Origin of the sequence: Geodermatophilus sp. DSM 44513, assembly GCF_032460525.1 — a bacterium.
Classification (GTDB): domain Bacteria; phylum Actinomycetota; class Actinomycetes; order Mycobacteriales; family Geodermatophilaceae; genus Geodermatophilus.
Window position 1 is genome coordinate 2,875,456 of record NZ_CP135963.1, and the last position, 21,185, is coordinate 2,896,640.

At 76.8% G+C, this 21,185-nt stretch carries 13 protein-coding genes; 6 read left to right on the forward strand and 7 right to left on the reverse strand.

Annotated elements, in window-relative coordinates; genetic code table 11:
* Nucleotides 1-11 precede the first annotated feature (11 nt).
* The 7 genes from RTG05_RS13930 to ilvA form a co-directional block, all read right to left on the reverse strand.
* Nucleotides 12-2,330, reverse strand: a complete 2,319-nt coding sequence (locus tag RTG05_RS13930; RefSeq protein WP_166525617.1) for a thiamine pyrophosphate-binding protein — start codon at nt 2,328-2,330, stop codon at nt 12-14.
* Nucleotides 2,331-2,439: 109 nt separating this feature from the next.
* Nucleotides 2,440-3,687, reverse strand: a complete 1,248-nt coding sequence (locus tag RTG05_RS13935) for a CaiB/BaiF CoA transferase family protein (protein WP_166525618.1) — start codon at nt 3,685-3,687, stop codon at nt 2,440-2,442.
* Nucleotides 3,684-4,736 (reverse strand): ABC transporter substrate-binding protein, encoded by a 1,053-nt coding sequence (locus tag RTG05_RS13940; RefSeq protein ID WP_166525619.1) that lies wholly within the window; start codon nt 4,734-4,736, stop codon nt 3,684-3,686. The genes RTG05_RS13935 and RTG05_RS13940 overlap by 4 nt, the downstream gene beginning before the upstream one ends.
* Nucleotides 4,737-4,777: 41 nt before the next feature.
* On the reverse strand, nt 4,778-5,701 hold the full coding sequence (locus tag RTG05_RS13945) for an ABC transporter permease (RefSeq protein ID WP_315911885.1): 924 nt from the start codon (nt 5,699-5,701) through the stop codon (nt 4,778-4,780).
* Nucleotides 5,667-6,488 carry an ABC transporter ATP-binding protein gene (locus RTG05_RS13950; protein ID WP_208104568.1) on the reverse strand — a complete coding sequence of 274 codons (822 nt, stop codon included), beginning with the start codon at nt 6,486-6,488 and terminating at the stop codon, nt 5,667-5,669. Before RTG05_RS13950 ends, RTG05_RS13945 begins: the two co-directional genes overlap by 35 nt.
* On the reverse strand, nt 6,485-7,315 hold the full coding sequence (locus tag RTG05_RS13955; protein WP_166525620.1) for an IclR family transcriptional regulator: 831 nt from the start codon (nt 7,313-7,315) through the stop codon (nt 6,485-6,487). The genes RTG05_RS13950 and RTG05_RS13955 overlap by 4 nt, the downstream gene beginning before the upstream one ends.
* A gap of 228 nt (nt 7,316-7,543) precedes the next feature.
* Complete coding sequence (ilvA, locus tag RTG05_RS13960) at nt 7,544-8,827, reverse strand: threonine ammonia-lyase IlvA (RefSeq protein ID WP_315911886.1); 1,284 nt, start codon at nt 8,825-8,827, stop codon at nt 7,544-7,546.
* 170 nt (nt 8,828-8,997) lie between these two features.
* Between ilvA and RTG05_RS13965 the strand changes: the two genes are divergently transcribed.
* The 6 genes from RTG05_RS13965 (at nt 8,998) to RTG05_RS13990 (ending at nt 21,034) form a co-directional block, all read left to right on the forward strand.
* The gene (locus RTG05_RS13965; protein WP_208104569.1) at nt 8,998-10,485 is read left to right on the forward strand and encodes an aldehyde dehydrogenase; all 1,488 of its coding nucleotides are present in this window, start codon (nt 8,998-9,000) and stop codon (nt 10,483-10,485) included.
* 154 nt (nt 10,486-10,639) lie between these two features.
* The gene (locus RTG05_RS13970; protein WP_315911887.1) at nt 10,640-16,597 is read left to right on the forward strand and encodes an anti-phage protein ProA; all 5,958 of its coding nucleotides are present in this window, start codon (nt 10,640-10,642) and stop codon (nt 16,595-16,597) included.
* A 278-nt stretch (nt 16,598-16,875) separates the two neighbouring features.
* On the forward strand, nt 16,876-17,979 hold the full coding sequence (locus RTG05_RS13975; RefSeq protein ID WP_166525621.1) for a serine/threonine-protein kinase: 1,104 nt from the start codon (nt 16,876-16,878) through the stop codon (nt 17,977-17,979).
* Nucleotides 17,980-18,029: 50 nt separating this feature from the next.
* A complete protein-coding gene (locus tag RTG05_RS13980) occupies nt 18,030-18,167 on the forward strand; it encodes a hypothetical protein (RefSeq protein ID WP_166525622.1) in 138 nt (45 codons plus the stop codon).
* Between the two features lie 2 nt (nt 18,168-18,169).
* On the forward strand, nt 18,170-19,342 hold the full coding sequence (locus RTG05_RS13985) for a TRAFAC clade GTPase domain-containing protein (protein WP_315911888.1): 1,173 nt from the start codon (nt 18,170-18,172) through the stop codon (nt 19,340-19,342).
* Between the two features lie 30 nt (nt 19,343-19,372).
* On the forward strand, nt 19,373-21,034 hold the full coding sequence (locus RTG05_RS13990) for a GAP1-N2 domain-containing protein (RefSeq protein ID WP_315911889.1): 1,662 nt from the start codon (nt 19,373-19,375) through the stop codon (nt 21,032-21,034).
* The last annotated feature ends 151 nt before the right edge of the window (nt 21,035-21,185 follow it).

Sequence of the window (21,185 nt, forward strand, 5' to 3'; positions counted from 1 at the left end):
CGGGTCCTCCCTCAATCGACGAGGTCCAAGGCGGCGCCGACGACGGAGTCGACGTCGAGGCCGTGGTGGCGGTACACGCTGTCCAGGTCGCCGCTCTGCCCGAAGGCGGTGACGCCCAGGTGGGTGGCCGGCACGCCGCGGACGCCGGCCAGGAACGCCAGCGTGTGCGGGTGGCCGTCGAGCAGGGTGACCATCGGCGCCGCGCGGTCGGCGGGGAACACGCTGTCGAGCACCCAGGCGGGGGTCTCGTCCAGGCCGCGGCGGCCCTGCACCGCCCGGAACAGCAGGCCGGGGCTGGTCACGCACACCACGTCGGTGCCGAAGCCGAGGGACTCCAGCCGCTCGGCAGCGGCCAGCGCCTCGGGCACCAGCGCGCCCATGGCGGCCACGGTGAGCACCGGCCGGGCGGCGCGGCGCAGCGGGTAGGCACCGGCGACCACCTGGCGGCGCCGGCGCTCGCGGGCGGCCGGGTCGGCCGGGACGGCGGCCAGCGTCTGGTCCACCGGGCGGGTGGACAGCCGCAGGTACGCCGCGGACCCGTCCGGGCGGCCCAGCCGGGACAGCGCGGCCAGCAGGCACCACTCGGTGTCCAGCGCGAACGCCGGCTCGTAGCTGGTGCAGCCGGGCTGCTCCAGCCCCACGGACGGCGTGGTGATCGACTGGTGCGCGCCGCCCTCGGGGGCCAGCGTCACCCCGGACGGCGTCCCGACCAGGACCGACTGCCCGCCGGCGTAGATGCCGAAGCTCCACGGCTCCAGGGCGCGCTCGACGAACGGGTCGTAGAGGACGCCGATCGGCAGCAGCGGCTGGCCCCAGCGGCTCCAGGTGGCGCCCAGCTCGCCGAGGGCGCCGACCAGGTTGGTCTCGGCGATGCCCAGCTCGACGTGCTGGCCGGTGGGCCGCTCCCGCCAGTGCAGGATCGTCTCGGCGTCGTCGGCGAACCAGTTGCGCCGGTCCTCGTGGGACCACACGCCCACCTTGTTGACCCAGCCGCCGAGGTTGGTCGAGGAGCTGACGTCGGGGCTGACGGTGACCACGCGGCGGCCGGCCTCGGGCGCGGCCCGGTTGAGGTCGAGCAGGGTGCGCCCGAGCGCCGCCTGGGTGGTCGCCGTCCCCGACGGCGTGCGGCCCAGGTCGGTGGGCACGGGCGGGGCGGTCACCGGCTCGTACGCCCGGCGCTGCAGCCGCCGGGCGGCGTCGGCGAGCAGCCCGGCCGCGGGGCTGCCGGCCGGGAAGCCGGCCCACGGGTCGGTCGGGTCGGTGCCCAGCCGCGCGGCCAGCTCGTGCAGTTGCGCCTCGTTGAGCAGCGCGGAGTGGTTCTGCGGGTGGCCCTCGGTGGCCAGCCCGTAGCCCTTGAGCGTGTAGGCGAGCACCACCGTGGGCCGGGTGTCGTCGATGGCGGTGAAGGCGTCGCGCAGCGCGACCAGGTCGTGGCCGCCGAGGTTGCGCACCGCGGCGACCAGCTCGGCGTCACCGACGTCGGCGATCAGCGCGCGGACGTCTCCGGCGCCCGGCCCCTCGCCGGGCAGCAGCCGGCGCAGGTCGGCCGGGTCGCGGCGCAGCAGCCGCTGGTACTCGGGGTTGCTCATCTCGTCGATGCGGTCGCGCAGGGCGCCGCCCCCGGGCCGGGTGAACAGCTCCTCCAGCAGCCGCCCGTACTTGACGGTGAGCACCTGCCAGCCGGCCGCGGCGAACATGCCCTGCAGCCGGGTGGCGCCCATCATCGGGACGACGCGGTCCAGCGACTGGCGGTTGAGGTCGACCACCCACACGACCTCGCCCAGGTCGGCGACCATCGGGTCGAGCACGGCCTCCCACACCGCGCCCTCGTCCAGCTCGGCGTCCCCGACCAGGGACCACTGCCGTCCCGTCCCGCCGGCGCCCAGCTGGGTGTTGACGTAGCGGCGGGCGATGGCCCCCCAGATCGGCGCGGTCGCCCCGATGCCGACGCTGCCGGTGGAGTAGTCCGCGGGCACCGGGTCCTTGAGCCGGCTGGGGTAGCTCTGCAGCCCGCCGAACTCCCGCAGCGTGGTCAGGTAGGAGCCGTCCAGGCTGCCGAGCAGGTACTCGAGGGCGTGCAGCACCGGGGAGGCGTGCGGCTTGACCGACACCCGGTCCTCGGCCTGCAGGTGCTCCAGCCACAGCGCGGTCATGATCGTCACCATCGAGGCGCTGGACGCCTGGTGGCCGCCGACCTTGAGCCCGCCGGGGTTCGGGCGGACCCGGTTGGCGTGGTCGACGACCGCGGTCGCCAGCCACAGCACCCGCTGCTCGATCTCGCGCAGCACCGGGTCGGTGCCGGTGTCCGCCGGGGTGGCCGTGAGGCTCATCGGGCGCTGCCCTCCAGGGTGTCGGGTCGGGGTGGCCCCGTCCCGTGCGGCCCCCTCGCAGGGACCCGGCCCGAGCGGAGCGAGGGTCGGGGGGCGAGGGGGTCCTTCATCAGACGACGCCGAGCTCGCGCAGCCGCGCCAGGTCCGCGGGGCCGACCCCGGCGACCTCGGCGAGCACCTCGGCGGTGTGCGCGCCGAGGTCCGGGCCGACCCCGCGGGTGCTGCCGGGGCAGTGCTCGAGCCGGGGCACCACGCCGGGGAAGGCCACCGGGCGGACGTCGCCCGGCGCCACCTCCACGTCGTGGCGCACCAGCATGCCGCGCTCGGCGAAGTGCGGGTCGGCCAGGATGTCGGCGGCGTCGTAGACCGGGCCCACCGGCACGCCGGCGTCCTCCAGGACGGCGACGGCGGTGCCGAGGTCCTGGCCGGCGGTCCACGCGGTGATCGCCGCGTCGATGAGCCCGCGGTGGGCGACCCGGCCGGTGTTGTCGGCCAGCCGCGGGTCCCCGGCGAGGTCGGGCCGGCCGACCGCGGTCATCAGCCGGCGGTAGATCGCGTCCCCGTTCCCGCCGATCACCACCCAGGAGCCGTCGCCGGTGGGGTAGGTGTTGGACGGCACGATGCCCGGCAGGGCCGCGCCGGTGCGCTCGCGGGAGACGCCGTAGCCGTCGTGCTCGGGCACCAGGTCCTCCAGCACGCCGAACACCGCCTCGTAGAGGGCGACGTCCACCGTCTCCGGGCCGGCGTCCCCGGCGGACCGTTCCCGCCGCAGCAGGGCCACCAGCGCGCCGATCGCGCCGTACAGGCCGGCCAGCGTGTCACCGAGGCTCACCCCGACGCGCACCGGCGGCCGGTCGGCGTCGCCGGTGAGGTGCCGCAGGCCGCCGATGGACTCCGCGACGCTGGCGAACCCGGGGCGGCCGCGGTACGGGCCGGTCTGCCCGTACCCGCTGACGCGGACGAGGACGACGTCGGGGCGCACCCCGCGCAGCACGTCCGGGCCCAGCCCCAGGCGCTCCAGCGTGCCGGGCCGGAAGTTCTCCAGCACCACGTCGCTGGCCGCGACCAGCCGCAGCGCGATCTCCCGCCCCTCCGGGGTGTGCAGGTCCAGGGTGACCGAACGCTTGCCGCGGCCCATGGTGCGGAACAGCAGCGAGGTGTCCCCCGCCGCCCGGCGCCAGCTGCGCAGCTCGTCGCCGGTCCGCGGCCGCTCGACCTTGACCACCTCGGCGCCGAACTCGGCGAACAGCCGGCCGGTCATCGGCGCGGCGATGAAACCGCCCAGCTCCAGCACGCGGATGCCGGCCAGCGGCCCCCGGTCGCCGGGGGCCGCCGGGCCGTCGGTCGCCGGGGTCACGGCTGGACGAACTCGTTGGTGTAGGTGGTGGACACGTCGACGTCGGCGTCGGCGATCTCGGGCTGGCTGCCGGCCAGCACGTCACGCACCGCCTCGGCGCCGGCCTGGTCGATCTCACCGGTCGGGTTGTAGGCCTCCTTGAGGGCCTCGACCGCGTCGGCGTACAGGGCGGGGTCCTCACCGACCAGCTGCGGCGGCATCTCGGCGGCGATCTCCGCCCCGGAGTGGCTCTGGATGTACTCCAGCGCGCAGGTGATGCCGTCGGCCAGCTGCCCCACGGTCTCGGCGTTGGCGTCGATGTAGTCCTGGGTCGCGTAGAGGACGGCCGCCGGGTAGGTGTCGGTGCCGTACGCCTCCTCGACGCCGGCCACCGTGCGGGTGTCGGCCAGCAGGGTCAGCTCCCCGACCCGGGACTCCAGCACCGCGATCGAGGGGTCCAGCAGCACGGCGGCGTCGACCTGGCCCTGCTCCATCGCCGCCACGGCGGTCGCGTCGGCGCCGATGGCCTGCACCGAGGCCGCGTCGGCCGGCAGCCCCGCCTGGGTGAGCAGGTGCTTGAGGAAGAAGTCGGTCGAGGACCCCGGCGCCGTCACGCCGACCGCCTTGCCCTCCAGGTCCTCGATCGAGTCGATCTCCCCGGCGGCGTCCGGCGCGACCGCGACCACCAGTGCCGGGTAGCGCAACATGTTCACGAACGCCGTGACCTGCTGGTTCTTCGCCGCCATCTGCACGGTGTGGTCGTAGTAGCCCGAGGTGACGTCGGTGCTGCCGCCGATCATCGCCTGCAGCGCCTTGGAGCCGCTGCCGAGGTCCTGGATCTCGACGTCGACCCCGGCGTCGGCGTAGCAGCCGACCTGGTCGGCCAGCGTCGTGGGCAGGTAGGCCAGCAGCGGCTGGCCGCCGACGCCGATGGTCACCGGGCCGCCGTCCCCGCCCCCGCCGCCGGAGCCCGAGGCGGACGGCGCGGCGGAGTTGCAGGCGGTCAGGGTCACCGCGGCGGTGAGCGCGAGGACCGTGCCGAGGGTGCGGGGGCGGGGGGTCGGACGCATGGGGGACGGCCTCTCGGACGGGCGTGCGGGGATAGGGAGGGTCAGACGGCGTCGCCGTGCGACGGCTCGGGCCGCCAGCGCAGCAGGTGCCGCTCGACCCGGTTGACCAGCAGGTCGACCAGGATCACGAAGACGGAGAGGACGGCGATGCCGGCGAACACGCCGGTGGTGTCGAAGGTGCCCTCGGCCTGGGCGATGACGTAGCCGATGCCGCTGGCCGAGCCCAGGTACTCGCCGACGACCGCGCCGACGATGGCAAAACCCACGCTGACGTGCAGGCTGGAGAAGATCCACGACAGCGCGCTGGGCAGGAACACGTGCCGGATCAGCTGGGACTCCGTGGCGCCGAGCATGCGGCTGTTGTCGACCAGGACGCGGTCGACCTCGCGGACGCCCTGGTAGGTGTTGAAGAAGACGATGAAGAACACCAGTGTCACGGCGAAGGCGACCTTCGACCAGATGCCCAGGCCGAACCAGAGCAGGAAGATCGGCGCGAGGACGACGCGGGGGATGGCGTTGAGCGCCTTGACGTAGGGGTCCAGCACCGCGGCCAGCAGCCGGACGCGGGCCAGGGTGAAGCCCACGACCAGGCCGAGGACCGCGCCGATCACCAGGCCGTAGAACGCCTCCTGCAGGGTGATCAGCAGGTCGTCGTAGATCTCGCCGGTGGTCAGCCACGTCCACACCCGCTCGCCGATCGCGCTCGGCGAGCTGAAGAAGAACGGGTCCAGCACGCCGGCGCGGGAGAGCACCTCCCAGCCGCCGACGAAGGCCACCGCCACGGCGACCTGCAGGGCCAGGACCAGCGGGGAGAACCGCCGCCGGCGGCGGCGCAGGGGGCCGGCGTCCGGGCCGGCGGCGGCGTCCGGGCCGGCGGCTGGGTCGGGGGCGGTGTCGACCGGGCGGGCCTCGACGTCGCCGAGCGCGGGCTCAGCCGTTCGCGAGCGTGAGAGCGCGTCGCTCATAGCTCTTCATCACCTCACTGCGCAGGTCGGACCAGATGGCCCGGTAGACGTCCTGGAACTCCCTGGTGGTGCGGATGTCCATGAGCTCTCGCGGCCGGGGCAGGTCGATGGGGTACCGCCCGACGATCCGGCTGGCCGGGCCGGCGGAGAGCAGGACCACCTCGTCGGCCAGGCCGATCGCCTCGTCGAGGTCGTGGGTCACGAAGACCACGGTCTTGCCCGAGCCGGTCCACAGCTGCAGCAGCTGGTCCTCCATCAGCTGGCGGGTCTGCACGTCCAGGGCGCTGAACGGCTCGTCCATGAAGATGAAGTCCGGGTCGACGATCCAGCTCTGCGCGACCGCCACCCGCTTGCGCATGCCGCCGGACAGCTGGTGGGGGTAGGCGCCGGCGAACGGGCCCAGGCCCACCCGCTCCAGCCACTCCCGGCCCTTGGCCTCCCGCTCGGCGCGGCCCACGCCGCGCATGCGCGGCCCGAGGGTGACGTTGTCCAGCACGGTGCGCCACGGCAGCAGCGCGTCCTGCTGGAACATGTAGGAGGCGCGCCTGTTCAGCCCCTGCAGCGGTTCCCCGAAGATCCGGACCGTGCCCTCGCTGGGGGGCGCCAGCCCGGCGGCGGCGTTGAGCAGGGTCGACTTGCCGCACCCGGTGGGGCCGACCACGGAGACGAAGCGGCCGGCCGGGACGGCGAGGTCGATGCCGCTGACGGCGGTGTAGACGCCGCCGTCGGACGTCGGGAAGCGCTTGACCATGCCGGTCAGCTCGATGGCGTACGGGGCGTCGCTCACGCGGGGACCTCTCCTCCACTGGCGGAACCGAGCAGCCGGGACAGCCGCCGGGCGGCCCGGGTGACCTCGGCGGTGCGGGACGGGACGACCGGCGGCTCGAAGCGCTGCACCGGGCAGGCGATGCCGACCACCGCGGCCAGCTCCCCGCGGGCGTCGAACACCGGGGCGCTCACCGACGCGGCTCCGGTGGTGCGCTCCTCGACGGTGACCGCGGAGCCCTCGCGGCGGGTGCGCTCCACGGCCTCGCGGAGCCGGTCGACCGCGGTGATCGTGTGCTCGGTCAGGGCGGGGCGGGCCAGGTCCTCCAGCGGCGGCAGGCCGCGGTCGAAGGCGAGGAAGACCCGGCCGGCGGAGCCCGCGTGCAGCGGCAGCACCTGTCCCACCTCGAGCACCTGGCGGACCGAGTGCGGCGTGCGGGCCACCGCGACGCAGACGTGGTGGTCGCCCTGCCGCACGAACAGGCAGGCGCTCTCCCCCGTCGCGTCGCGCAGCTCCTCCAGTGCGGGGGTCGCCGTGCCGATCAGGTCCAGGCCCTCCGCGGCGACGGCCGCCCAGCGGAGCATCGCGACGCCGGGGCTGTAGCGGTCCCCGCGCCGGTCCAGGAAGCCCTCCTCGACCAACGCCTGCAGCAGGCGCAGGGAGGTCGTGGCGGGCAGTCCGGTGCACTGCTGCACCTCGCGGGCGGTGAGGGCCGGCGTCTGCGCGGTGAAGGCGTCCAGCACCTGGCGGACCTTGCCCAGCACCAGCACCGGCTTGCGGGACATCGACCCGCCGACCGCGTGCGCGCGGGCGGTCCCGGCGTCCCCGCTGTCGACCAACCCGGTCACGGCACCCGCCTCCGTCCCTCCGACGGCCACGTCCATGAAAGTCCACATCGTGGACGTGGGCTCCACGTCGTGGTGAGGACGCTACCCACCCGGGTGTGACGAGCGCAACACCTGGATCCGGGCAGCGCGGACGGTGGACGGTCGCGGCGGCTGCCCGGTCGAGGCCCCCGCACGACCGCGTCCCCTCCACCGTGGGCGGGGGGCGGCCCCCGGCTGCACGGCCCCCGGCTACACGAGGAAGCGGTAGGCCGTCGTCCCGGGGGCGAGGTGCTGGATGCGCAGCGGGCTGGCCTCGGTGCGGGCCAGCAGCGCGGGGAAGGCGGCGGCGTCGCCGAGCTCGATGCCGGTCAGCGCGGCGCCGGTCTCCCGGTTGTCCCGCTTGACGTACTCGAACAGCACGATGTCGTCGTCGGGGCCCAGCACCTCGTCGAGGAAGCGGCGCAGCGCACCGGGCTCCTGCGGGAACTCGACGAGGAAGTAGTGCTTGAGCCCGCGGTGCACCAGCGAGCGCTCGACCACCTCGGCGTACCGGCTGACGTCGTTGTTGCCGCCGGACAGCAGGCAGGCCACCGTCTCACCCGGCGCCACCGGCACCAGCCCGCCGGTCAGCGCGGCGGTGGCCAGCGCCCCGGCCGGCTCGGCGATGACGCCGTCGACCTGGTAGAGGTCCAGCATCTCGGTGCAGACCTGCCCCTCGGGCACGGCGACCAGCGCCGCGCCGGAGTCGCGCACCAGCGGGAAGGTCACCTCGCCCACCCGGCGCACCGCCGCGCCGTCGACGAAGGTGTCCATCGACGCCAGCTCCACCGGCCCGCCGGCGGCCAGCGCGGCGGCCATCCCCGCCGCCCCGGCCGGCTCCACCCCCATCACGCGGGTGCCGGGGCTGTGCGCGCGCAGCCAGGTCGCGCACCCGGCCAGCAGCCCCCCGCCGCCGACCGGCAGCACGACGACGTCGGGGACGGCGGGCAGCTGCTCGAGCAGCTCGGCGGCCACGGTCGCCTGCCCGACCACCGTGGACAGCGCGTCGAAGGCCGGCACCAGGGTCGCCCCGGTGCCGGCGGCGTGGGCCAGCGCGGCCGCGGCGGCGTCGTCGTAGCTGTCCCCCGTCACCACCAGGTCGACCATCGGCCCGCCCAGGGCGGCGATCCGGTCGCGCTTCTGCCGCGGCGTGGTCCCCGGCACGAACACCGACCCGCGCACGCCCAGCGCCCGGCAGGCGTGCGCGACGCCCTGCCCGTGGTTGCCGGCGCTGGCGCACACCACCCCGGCGGCCTGCCGGTCGGCGTCCAGCTGGCCGATCGTGTTGTAGGCCCCGCGGATCTTGTAGGAGCGGCCGACCTGCAGGTCCTCCCGCTTGACCCACACGTCGGCGCCGGTCGCCGCCGACAGCCGCGCGTTGCGCTGCACCGGCGTCCGCTCGGCCACCCCGGCCAGCCGGCGCGCGGCCGCCCGCACCTCGGCGGCGAAGGCCACGGCCGTCCCGGGGTCGGCCAGCTCGACTCGGTTCTGCACCGGCCCATCCTCCGCGACCGGCGCCACCGGCGGTGCCACGGGTCGCCCGCGCGGGTGTCGCCGGCCGGTGCGGCGGACGTATCGTGCGCGATCGTGGCGCACACCACAGGCCGGTGAGCGGCACGGGGCGGCGGCCCGGGCAGGGCCCCGCGGGGGACGAGGAGGGGCCCGTGACGACGACCGAGACCGAGCTGCAGGAGTTCCGGCTGTTCATCGGCGGGCGCTCCGTCGACGCCCTGTCCGGGGCGACCTTCGAGTCGCAGGACCCCTACGCCGAGCGGCCCTGGGCCCGGATCGCGGACGGCGGCCCCGAGGACGTCGACGTCGCCGTCGGGGCCGCGCGCGCCGCGTTCGACGGCGAGTGGGGGCAGACGACCGGCTTCCAGCGGGCGGCGGTCATGCGGGCCTGCGGCGACGCGATCGCGGCGGACGCCGAGCGGCTGGCGCTGCTGGAGGTCCGCGACTCCGGGAAGCTGCTGCGCGAGATGCGTGGGCAGCTGCAGGCCCTGCCGCAGTGGTACTGGTACTTCTCCGGTCTGGCCGACAAGCTCGAGGGCCGCACCGTCCCGCCGGTGAACGGCAACTACTTCGGCTACACCCGGCGCGAGCCGGTCGGCGTGGTCGGCGCCATCACCCCGTGGAACTCGCCGCTGCTGCTGCTCACCTTCAAGCTCGCGCCGCTGCTGGCCGCCGGCAACACCTGCGTGGTGAAGCCCTCGGAGCACTCCCCCGCCTCGACGGTGGCCTTCGCCGAGGTGCTCTCCGCCGCGGGCCTGCCCGACGGCGTGCTCAACGTGGTCACCGGCTGGGACCGCGCCACCGGCGAGCGGCTGGCCGCCCACCCCGGCGTCGACAAGGTCGCCTTCACCGGGTCGACGGCGACCGGCATCAGGGTGGCGCAGGCCGCGGCGGCCAACGTCAACCGGGTCACGCTGGAGCTCGGCGGCAAGAGCCCGCAGATCGTCTTCCCCGACGCCGACCTGGACGCGGCGGCCAACGGGCTGGTCGCGGGCGTGTTCGCCGCCACCGGCCAGACCTGCATGGCCGGGTCGCGGCTGGTCGTGCACGCCGACGTGCACGACGCGCTGGTGGAGAAGGTGGTCGCCCGCGCGCGGACCATCCGGCTGGGCGACCCCACCGACCCGGAGACCGAGATGGGCCCGGTGGCCAACCGGCCGCAGTACGAGAAGGTGCTCGGCCACCTGCGGGGTGCCCGCGAGGAGGGCGCCACCTTCGCCTGCGGCGGCGGGGCGGCCGCCGACCGCGGCGGGCTGTTCGTCGAGCCGACCGTGGTCACCGGCGTCACCCCGGAGCACACCGTCGTCCGCGAGGAGGTGTTCGGCCCGGTGCTCGCCGCGGTTCCCTTCACCACCGAGGAGGAGGCGCTGAAGCTGGCCAACGACACCCCGTACGGGCTGGCCGGGGCGGTCTGGACCAAGGACGTGCACCGCGCGCACCGGGTCGCCGCCCGGCTGCGCGCGGGCACCGTGTGGGTCAACGCCTACCGGGTGGTCGCGCCCAACATGCCCTTCGGCGGGTTCGGGCACAGCGGCCTGGGCCGGGAGAACGGCATGGAGGCGGTCAACGAGTACACCGAGACCAAGTCGGTGTTCGTGGAGCTCACCGGCGGCACCCGGGACCCCTTCCAGCTCGGCTGAAGGAGGACTCCCATCGGCGGGCGCGGGGGCCGTCGTGACCGTCCGCAGGGGTTCCCGGGCTGCTGCGTGGCCACCTGTACCCCACCGGTCACAGCCGCCGCAGACGCCTCGGCGGCGCAGCGGACCGTTCCGTCCGGGCCGGTAGACAGGGGCCATGAGCACCGCGCCCGCCCCCGCCCGCGACGCGAGCACCCGGCCGGCCGTGGCGATCCAGGCGACCTCGACGCCGGTGCTCAGCTACGCGCTGGCGCACAACCGCGTCCCGGTCGTCTCCCGGCTGGCGTTCACCAACCACGGCGGTCCGGTGCGCGGCGCCGTGGTGCGGGTCGGCGTGTGCGACGCGGAGGGCCCGATCGGCACGACCGTCGAGCTGCCCGTGGACCTCGACGCCGGGCAGACCACGGTGCTCAGCGACGTCGACCTGGTCATGGACCCGGCGGCGATGCTGCAGATCGAGGAGCAGCGGCCCGGCTCGATCGAGATCGACCTGCTGGTCGACGGTGAGGACGTCGGGGGCACCGCCGTCCCGGTGCAGGTGCTGGCGGCCACCCAGTGGCTGGCCGCCCCCGTGCCGCTGGCCCTGGAGATGCTCGCCGCGCACGTGCTGCCCAACCACCCGACGGTGACCGCGCTCATCGGCGAGGCCGCCGACCTGCTCGAGCAGGCCACCGGCAGCGGGTCGGTGCAGGGCTACCAGTCCGGCCCCGAACGGGTCGACGAGATCGTCGCGGCGCTGGCCGAGGCGGTGCGCCGTCGGCGGGTCCGCTACACCGAACCGCCGGCCGGCTGGGCCGACGTCGGGCAGAAGGTGCGCACCCCCGGCGACGTCCTCGACGGGCGGGTGGGCACCTGCCTGGACACCGTGGTGACGATGGCCGCCGCGTGCGAGCAGGCCGGCATCCGGCCGCTGCTGTGGGTGGCCGAGGGGCACTCCTTCCTCGGCTACTGGCGCGAGGAGCGCAGCGCGGAGAGCGTGGCGACCACCGACGTCGCCATGCTGGTGGACCTGGTCGACCTCGGGCTGATCCGGCTGGTGGAGACCACGCTGCTCACCAGCCGCGGCACCGAGGGCGCCGACCTGCACGGCGCCGCCCACGCCGCCTGGCTGGCCGGCGACCCTGACCGGGTGCTCGGCGTCACCGACGTGCACCGGGCCCGCCGCGACGGCATCGTGCCGCTGCCGGCCCGAACCCGCGGGCGGGACGGCGCGGTGCAGGTGGTCGAGTACCGCCCGGCGGTGCACAGCGTGGCCGCCCGGCCGGTCGAGCGGCCGGCCGCGCCCGGGGGGTCGGCCGACCCGTCCGGCCGCCCGGAGGTCCCCGCCCGGGTGCAGCAGTGGAAGAACGGCCTGCTGGACCTCTCGCTGCGCAACCGGCTGGTCAACTACACCGAGCGGGCCGGGCTGCCGCTGACCGTCCCCGCGACCCACCTGGGCGCCCTGGAGGAGCTGCTGCACTCCGGCGCCGCCGTGCAGCTGCTGCCCGACGACCGGGTCGCCACCGCGGACGCCGACGCCGGGCTGTCCTCGGCCCGGGCGCTGCCGGACGACCGGCTGGCCGGGGTGCTCCTCGGGCGCCGGATCGTGCACGCCCAGGTCAGCGAGGGCGGGTACCTGCCGCGGCTGCGCCAGCTCGCGCACAAGGCCCGGACGGTGCACGAGGAGACCGGTGCCAACAACCTCTACCTGGCCCTGGGCAGCCTGCTCTGGGAGCTCGACGGACGGCCGCTGCGCTCCCCGCTGGTGCTGGTGCCGGTCACCCTCAGCCCGACCAGCCGCAACGGCGTCTACCGGCTGGCCCTGGACGACACCGGGGCCAGCACGCCCAACCACTGCCTGCTCGAGAAGCTGCGGCAGGTGCACGGCCTGACCGTCCCGGCGCTCACCGAGCCGCACCCGGCCGACGACGAGGGCGCCGGGCCCACCGTGCCGATCGACCGCGCGCTGGAGGCGGTCCGCCGCGCGCTCGCCGACGCGGGCCTGCCGTACCGGGTGGAGCCCACCGCCGACCTCGCCGTCCTGCAGTTCGCCAAGTACCGGCTGTGGCGCGACCTGGACGAGCACTGGGCCCAGCTGTCGGCCAACCCGCTGGTGCACCACCTCGTGCACCGGCCGGCCACGGCAGCCGGGGACCAGCACTTCCCCGACCCGGTCCCGGACACCGCCGGCGGCACCGACCTCGACGAGCTGGCCGCGGCCTGCCCCGCCCCGGCCGACGCCTCCCAGCTGCGCGCGGTCGCCGAGGCCACCGCCGGGCGCACCTTCGTGCTGGAGGGCCCGCCCGGCACCGGCAAGTCCCAGACCATCACCAACCTCCTCGCCCGGGCGGTCGCCGACGGCAAGCGGGTGCTGTTCGTCGCGGAGAAGCGGGCCGCGCTCGACGTCGTGGCCCGCCGGTTGGAGGCCGCCGGCCTGGGCCCGTTCGCCCTCGACCTGCACGACAAGGGCGCCCGGGCCTCGGCGGTGCGCGCCCAGGTGCGGGCGGCCCTGGAGCACGCCGCCGCGGCCGGGGCCACGGTGGACGAGCACGCCGCCGCGGCCGGCGCCGACCTGCGCGCGGCCCGCCGCACGCTGGCCCGCTACGCCCAGCGGCTGCACGCGCAGAACGCCGCGGGGCTGTCCTACTACACGGCGCGGACGGCGACCCTGGCCCGGCGGGACGGCGTCCCCACCCTGCCGGTCTCCCCCGCCTTCGTGGCCGCCGCGTCGCCGGAGACCATCGCCGGGGTGCGCCACGCGCTGGCGCTCTTGCCCGACCTCGCCGACCTGGTGCGCCCCTCGCCGCGGCACGCGTGGGCGTTCGTCGACACCGCCCAGGTCGACCTGCCCGCCGCCCAGCACGCCGCGGCCGCCGTCGACCGCGCCGTCCGCGAGCTGCCCAGCGAGCCGCACCTGGCCCGGGTGCTGCGCGAGGTGCGCACCCCGGCCGACCTGGACGCGCTGGCCCACCTGCTGTGCGGCCCGGCGACCCCGCTGGACGTGCTCGACGAGGTGCCGACCGCGCGCTGGGCCGCGGCGACGACGGCGGTGCTCGGCGAGGTGGCCGCCTTCTCCGGCACCGTGCACCCCGGCCTGGAGCTGGCCACCCCGGCCGCGCTGGAGCTGCCGCTGGCCGAGCTGTATGTCGCCGCGCAGACCGCCCAGGCCGGCCGGTTCACGGCCCGCCGACGGGGGCTGGCCGGCGTCCGCGACCGGCTGGCGCCGGTGCTGCGCCCGGGCGTGCAGGTCCGGCTCGGCGACGTCCCCGACCTGGTCGCGCAGCTGTGGCGGCTGCAGACCGTCGCCCACGGCATCGCGGCCCGCGCCTCGGTCGTCCCCGGGCTGGCCGTGCCGCCGGGCTGGAACCCGCTGGCCGAGCCGGAGCTGCTGGTCGGGCAGGTCGAGTGGCTGGAGCGGGCCGGGGCGGCCACCGACAGCGCCAGCGACTTCGCCGTCGCGCTGCGCCGCTGGGTGGTGCAGGGCGAGGGCCCCGACGCCGACGCCGGTGCCGCCGTCACCCGGCTGCGGGACACCGTCACCGCGCTGCTGCGGGTGTGCCGCAGCAGCCCGCGGCGGCTGGCCGAGTGGGCCGGGGACGACGGCCTGGTGCTGCGCTGGCAGATGACCCGGCCCGAGCGCGGCGTCGAGCACACCGGGCTGCGGTCGCTGCGCCGCTGGGCGGACCTGGTCGACACCCTCGAGCCGCTGCGCGCGGCCGGCCTGCACGAGGCGCGGGCGCTGCTGGTCACCGGCGAGCTGCCCGCCGAGGACGCCGTCCGCGCCCTGGACCGGGGCCTGGCGCGGGCCTCGGTCGCCGAGCGGCGGGACGCCTCGGGTCTGGACGACTTCGACAGCGACGCGCACGAGCGGGCCATCGGCCGGTTCACCGCCGCCGCACGGGTCGTGCGCGAGCAGCTGCGCGAGACGCTGCCGGCCGGCGTGCGGGCCGCCGGGCCGGCCGGCGCGGACGGCGCGGCCGACGAGGCCGCGGCGCTGCTGCAGGAGCTGACCGGCGCCCGCCGCGGGATGGGCGTGCGCACGCTGCTGGCCCGGCACGGCCGGCTGGTCACCGCGCTGATGCCCTGCGTGCTGGTCAGCCCGGACTCGGTGGCCCGGTTCTTCCCCGCCGAGGCCGGCCTGTTCGACCTGGTCGTGTTCGACGAGGCCTCCCAGATCCGGGTGGCCGACGCGATCGGCGCGCTGGGCCGGGCGCGGGCGGCCGTCGTCGTCGGGGACAGCCGGCAGATGCCGCCGACGTCGTTCGCCGAACCGGCGCACGGCACCGCGGAGGACGACGCGGCCGAGCTGCCGGGCACCGCCACCGAGGACGAGGAGTCGATCCTGTCGGAGTGCGTGGCCGCCGGGGTGCCCCGGCAGTGGCTGTCCTGGCACTACCGCAGCCGCGACGAGTCGCTGATCGCGTTCAGCAACGCCACCTACTACGGCAACCGGCTGTCCTCCTTCCCGGCACCCACCCACGGCCGGCCCTCGGCCGACGTCGACGGCCGCGGCATCTCCCTGGTCCGGGTCAACGGCACCTTCCACCGCACCGGCGCCGGCCGGCTGCTGCGCACCAACCCGATGGAGGCCAAGGCGGTGGTGGCCGAGGTGCGCCGCCGCTTCGACGCGGTGCCACCGGATGCGGAGCCCCCGTCGATCGGCGTGGTGACCTTCAACGCGCCGCAGCGGGCCTACATCGAGGGCCTGCTGCGCGACGCCGGCGACGACCGGCTGGTCGCGGCGCTGGACCGCACCGACGGCGAGGGCCTGCTGGTCAAGAACCTGGACAACGTGCAGGGCGACGAGCGCGACGTGGTGCTGTTCTCCACCGGGTTCAGCGTCGACGACCGCGGGGTCCTGCCGCTGGCCTTCGGACCGCTCAACCGGGTCGGCGGGGAGCGGCGGCTCAACGTGGCGGTCACCCGCGCCCGCCGGCAGGTCATCGTGTTCTCCTCCTTCGACCCCGCCCAGCTGCGCGCCGAGCAGACCTCCTCGGTCGGCGTGAAGCACCTGCGCGCCTACCTCGACCTGGCCGCGCTGGGCACCGACGCGCTGCCGCGGGACGCCCGCCCGGTCGCCGTCCCCGACCGGCACCGCGAGGAGATCGCGGCCGCGCTGCGCGACCGGGGCCTGGCCGTGCGCACCGACGTCGGCCTGTCGGACTTCCGCGTCGACCTGTCCGTGGCCGCCGCCGGCACCCCCGACGAGCCGGTCGTGGCCGTGCTGCTCGACGGGCCGTCGTGGGCGCGGCGGCGCACGGTCGGCGACCGCGACGGCCTGCCGGTGGAGGTGCTCTCCGGGATGCTCGGCTGGCCGGTCGTCGAGCGGGTCTGGCTGCCGACCTGGCTGCGCGACCGGGAGGCGGTGCTGGACCGGCTGGCCGACGCGGTCGCGGCCGCACCGGTGACCGCGGCGCGCGCGCCGGTGCGCCCCGCACCGGTGGTCCCCGCGCCGGCCGATCCCCCAGCGGTCGAGGTGCTGACCGCAGTGCCGCTGCGGGCCGCACCGCCGGCGGTCGCGGCCGCCGTGCCCAGCGACACGGCCACCCCGGTGGACGCCGACCCCGCGGACGGTGACCCGCCGGCCGACGGCGAGACGCCGTTCGTCCCGTGGGCCCCCCGCGGCGGGCTGGAGCGCAAGGCGCTGGACTCCCTCGACGACCCGCGGGCCGCCCGCACCGTGCGGCGGGTGCTGACCGCGGGGCTGCACGCGGAGGGGCCGGTGCACCGCGCCCGTCTGGTCCGGCTGACCGCCGCCGCCTTCGGCCTCACCCGGGTCAGCGAGGCACGCCGCGACGCGCTGCTCCAGCTGCTGCCCGACGGCGTCGCCCACGGCGAGTTCCTCTGGCCCGAGGCACTCGACCGCAGCACCTGGACCGGCTACCGCCGCCAGGCGGCCAGCGCCGACCGGCCGCTGGACCAGGTCGCCCCGGAGGAGGTCGGCAACGCCATGGTGGCGCTGTGCCGGGACGCCGCCGGGCTGACCGAGGACGAGCTGTTCCCGCGCACCGCGGAGGTCTTCGGCTACCGCCGCCGCACGCCGTCGCTCACCCCGCTGCTGCAGGCCGCCCTGACCCGGGCGCTGGACACCGGCCGGCTGGTCCGCCAGGAGTCGGGCGCGCTCGTCGCGGGGTGACCCGGTTCCGGGGCCACGGACCTCGCCCCCCGGTGCCCGACCCCGTGCTGCAGCGCGAGGTCGGGCACCGTGGCACGAGGTCGGGGCGGGGCGGCGGGGCGGCGGGGCGGCGGGGCGTCCGGCCGGTCGGGCTCAGGGGCGGATGGGGGACCTCCCCGATGCCGGCGGTGCCGGCGGGCGGGCACCCTGGCAGGCGGACGACGGCCGGCTCCCACCTGGCCCCCAGGAACGGGGCCCAGCATCGGGGTGCCGCCGACGACGAGGGGAGGTGCGACCGCGTGGACGAGGCGCTGGACCCTGCCGGGGCGGTCGCCGACCTGGCCGGGACCCGCGAGATCCGGCTGCTGGAACCCGGCGACCCCGACCGCATCGGCCCCTACCACCTGATCTGCCGGCTGCCGCGCGGCGGTCAGGGCGCCGACGTGTTCGTCGGCTCGGCCGGCGAGGACGGCGCGCTGGTGGTCATCAAGCGGCTGCCCGAGGCCGCCCCGGACCTGGCCCGCCGGCGGCTGGCGCGCGAGGTGGAGAACGCCGCCCGGGTGACCAGCCCGCGGGTGGCCAGCATCGTCGACCGGGACCTCACCGCCGACGCGCCCTACTACGTGCAGCAGTACGTGCCCGGGACGCCGCTGGACGAGTTCATGGCCGCCCGCGCCGGTGGGCTCACCGGCGGGGAGCTGCGCCGGATCGCCCTCGGCCTGCTGGCGGCGCTGCGGGACGTGCACGCCGCGGGCGTCGTCCACCGCGACGTCAAGCCGGGCAACATCATCATCTGCGGCGACCAGGTGTGGCTGGTCGACTTCGGCATCAGCCGCTACGTCGGCCCCGAGCCGCCGTCGGGGACGGTCACCTCCGGCATGGCGGCGCTGGGCACCAAGCTGTTCGCCAGCCCCGAGCAGCTGGCCGGGGCGGTGCTCAGCGAGGCCAGCGACGTCTACAGCTGGGGCCTGGTGGTCGCCTTCGCCGCCGGCGGGGTGCACCCGGTGGACCCCGACGACTCCCTGCCCGACTCCGACTACTACCTGGCGCTGCGCGCCGGTCGGCTGGACCTGAGCCGGGTGCCGGGCGACCTGCTCGACAGCGTGCAGCAGGCGCTGCGCTTCCTGCCCGAGCGCCGCCCGACGGTGGACCGGCTGGCCCGCCAGGTCGAGCAGCGCACCCGCCGGCTGGTCACCGACCCGGCCGACGGCGACCCGCGCAGGCCGACCCGTGACCTGCCCTCCCTCGGGACGGTGACCGACACCGCCCGGCAGGGGCTGGCGCGGGTGGAGCGCGCGGTCGCCGACACCTGGTCCGGCTTCGCCGCCGCGGCCGCTGTCGTGGTGCTGCTCGGCCTGGTCATCGGGCTGGTGCTCGCCGTCGCCTTCCACGCCGTCTTCTGACCCGCCGTCTCCTGACCCGCCGCCTTCTGACGCCCCCGAGGAGGATCCCCGTGTCCGGCCTGTACGAGCGCGCGCTGGCCCAGCAGCAGCGGGACGCCCGCCGCCAGCGGTTCCGGGAGCGCCGCGCGGTGCTGCTGGCGCTGCTGGCGCTGAGCACCGTCGTCTTCTTCGTCCTGTTCGTGCGCTGACGATGCCGCTGACGACGCGCCGCCGCGTCTGCCCCCGCTGCCTGGAGCCGCTCACCGCGCCGGTGTGGCGCGACGTCACGGGCGCGCCCGCACGCCCCCCGGTCGAGCGGCGCAGCCGCTGGCAGCGGCTCGTCGACCCGCTGCGCGCCGACCCGCTGCCGGCGCCCACCGCCCGGGACGCCGCCGGTGCGGCCGCGGCCAGCGTGGTGCCGACCTGCCCGCGCGGGCACCGGCTGCCGCCGGAGTACCTGGACCGGCCCACCCTCGTCGTCGGCCTGGTCGGGCTGACCGGCGCGTCGAAGAGCACCTACCTGACCGTGCTCATCGACCTGCTGCACGAGGGGGCGCTGGCCCCGCTCGGCATCTCGGTGGAGATGGACGAGGAGAGCGCGGCCCGCTTCGACGACTCCCGCTACCGGCTGCTGGTGCAGCGCCAGCAGCTGCCGCTGACCCTGCCGCTGCTCGGCGGTGGCAGCTCGCCGGACCCGTTCGTGCTGGTGCTGCGCGGCACCGGCGCGGGAGGCGCGGTGAACCTGGTCTTCTTCGACGCCTCGGGCGAGCAGCTGTACCGCAGCGAGGACATGGGCCAGTACGGCCGCTTCCTCTACGCCGCGTCCTCCCTGCTGGTCGTGCTCTCCCCCGGCGTCTTCCCGCGGCTGCGCTCGGTGGCCGACCCCGGCGAGGACGCCATCGGCCTGGCCCGGCACACCCAGATGGTGGTCAACCTGGCCACCGTGCTGCGCGCGGCCCGCAACCTGCCGCCGGACGCGCACCTGGACGACGTCGCGACCGCCGTCGTCCTGAGCAAGGCCGACAAGCTGCGCGCGGTGCCCGACTTCCCGGCCGCCACCCTGCGCGACCCCGACCTGCGGGCGGTGCCGCTGGCGCAGTGGTTCGCCGAGGTCCGCTCGTCCAGCTCGCGGCTGGTCGACTTCCTGGAGGTCAGCGGCGGGTCCAACCTGCTGACGGCGCTGCTGCACCGGCTGCCGCAGCCCACCGTGCACGCCGTGTCGGCCACCGGCGCCGACGCGCGGGACGGCGGGTACCCGCGGATCGCCCCGGTCGGGGTGCTGGACCCGCTGCTGGTGCTGCTGGCCCGCGCAGGGCTGCTGCCCGCCGACGGGCTGGACCCCGAGGAGCTGGACACCGGCCCACGCGCCGGGTGGTCCTGGTGAGCGGGTGGTCCTGGTGAGCGGGTGGGCCCGGTGAGCGGGCGGGCCTGCCCGCAGGCGCTGTACACCTCGGCCAGCCGCACGCTGGAGGGGCCGGGGTTCGGCGTGTACGCGCACTCGGCCGACTGGCCGGCCGAGGTGGGCCGCACCCGCACCGCGCTCGGCGCGCTGGTCGGCTCCGCGCCGGTGGACGGCGAGGCCTACGGGGTGCACTCCCGCGCCGGCGGGCGGGTGCTGCACCGCTCGGTGGCGGCCGCCGCCGACGGCTTCGGCCGCCCCGGCAACTACCTGGTGCACCTGCTGTGGGACGGCAGCGGCCGGCTGGGCCCGCGCGACCTGCTGGCGCTGCGCCGGGCCGGCCGGTTCCTCGACGCCCTGCCCGAGGGTTCCTCCCCCCGGGCCGACCTGCCGCCGCTGCGGGTGGCGCCGGCCGGCCGCCGGGTGCCGGCGCTGGACCCCGACGAGGTCGACGCCCTCACCCCGGCGCTGGCCGGCCTGCTGGCCACCCTCGCCGCCGGGAGGGGTGAGTGCCTGCTCCCCGCGCGGACGGCCGCGGGGCGGGAGGTGGCCGAGGTGCTGTTCGCCGTCCTGCCGCGGGCGCTGGTGGCCGGGGTGTCGCTGCACGCGGGCACCCGCGGGGACGACGGCGACACCGCCCCGGTCGTCGTCCGGCTCGCCGAGGTACCGGCAGCCGTCCCGGCCGGGCGGCAGGACACCGAGCGGGCCGCCGCGCTGCTGGAGGCGGCCGGCCGGGCCGAGCTGGCCCCCGACGACCTGCCCGACCTGCGCCGGCTGGACACCTGGCTGTTCGCCGGCACCTGGGCCGGTCTGGACGCGGGCCGGCTGTCCCCGGACCAGGTGGCGAGCGTGCTGGAGTCCTCGGCCGCGCCGGGCTGGCTGGCCCGCGGGGACAACGCGGCCGCGGCCCTGGCCGCCGCGGCGGACAGCGCCCCGGCCGAGGCGGCGCTGGGGGCGGCGGTGGACCGGTGGCCGGCGGTCGCCGGGCTGGTCCGCGACCGGGTGCTGGGCGCGCTGCTGGACGAGGTGTTCGACCAGGCGGCGGGCCCGGCCGAGGTCGCCGTCGAGGTGGCCGCGGTCGGCCCACGGGACCTGTGCCGGGCACTGGCCGCCGAGGTGCGCCGCGGCCGCCGCATCGCCCGCCTGGACCGCGCGAGCGGCCAGCTCGTCGAGCAGGCCCTCGACCTCGGCGTCGACCTGCCGCTGCTGGCCCTGACCGACCGGACCTGGGAGCTGGCGGTGCTGGCCACCCGCTCGCCGGTGGTGGGCGAGGCGCTGGTCACCCAGTGGCGCACCGCCGCGGGCTGGACGGCGGGGCACGGCGCGCTGCTGGGGGACCTGCTGGTCGCCGACCCCGGCTGGCTGGCCCGGCTGGACGGCGTCGTGCCGGCGTCCGCTCTGCCGGCGGCGCTGCGGTGGGCGGCGCTGCGGCTGGACGCGGCCGGGGTGGAGGCGCTGGCCGCCGCGGTGGCCGGCGGGCCGCGCGCCGGGCAGGGCTGGGCGCTGCGCGAGGTGGTGTTCGGCTCCGAGCTGCCCGCCGCGGAGGTGGAGCGGGTGCTCGGCCGGCGCCTGGAGCTGCTGCTGGTCGACGACGGCTGGCCCGCGGACGTGGCCGCGTCCCTGGCCCGGAGCCGCGGTGGGGACGCCCTGCGCCGCCGCTTCCGCCGCGACGGCTGAGGCCCGCCCTCCCCGGCCGCGACCTCCCCCGCGCCCGCTGGGACCGCGGTGGCGCGGCGGCGCGGGACGGCCGCGGCACCAGGTCCGCCGCGTACGCTCGGCGCCGGCCGCCCGAGGGCCCGGTCCGGCCCGGTCCGGACCATCCGGACGG

Excerpts from the sequence above, each read along its gene's own strand:
- RTG05_RS13940 (WP_166525619.1), bottom strand. The coding sequence starts at position 4,736 with ATGCGTCCGACCCCCCGCCCCCGCACCCTCGGCACGGTCCTCGCGCTC.
- RTG05_RS13985 (WP_315911888.1), top strand. The coding sequence starts at position 18,170 with ATGCCGCTGACGACGCGCCGCCGCGTCTGCCCCCGCTGCCTGGAGCCG.
- RTG05_RS13970 (WP_315911887.1), top strand. The coding sequence starts at position 10,640 with ATGAGCACCGCGCCCGCCCCCGCCCGCGACGCGAGCACCCGGCCGGCC.
- RTG05_RS13945 (WP_315911885.1), bottom strand. The coding sequence starts at position 5,701 with ATGAGCGACGCGCTCTCACGCTCGCGAACGGCTGAGCCCGCGCTCGGC.
- RTG05_RS13930 (WP_166525617.1), bottom strand. The coding sequence starts at position 2,330 with ATGAGCCTCACGGCCACCCCGGCGGACACCGGCACCGACCCGGTGCTG.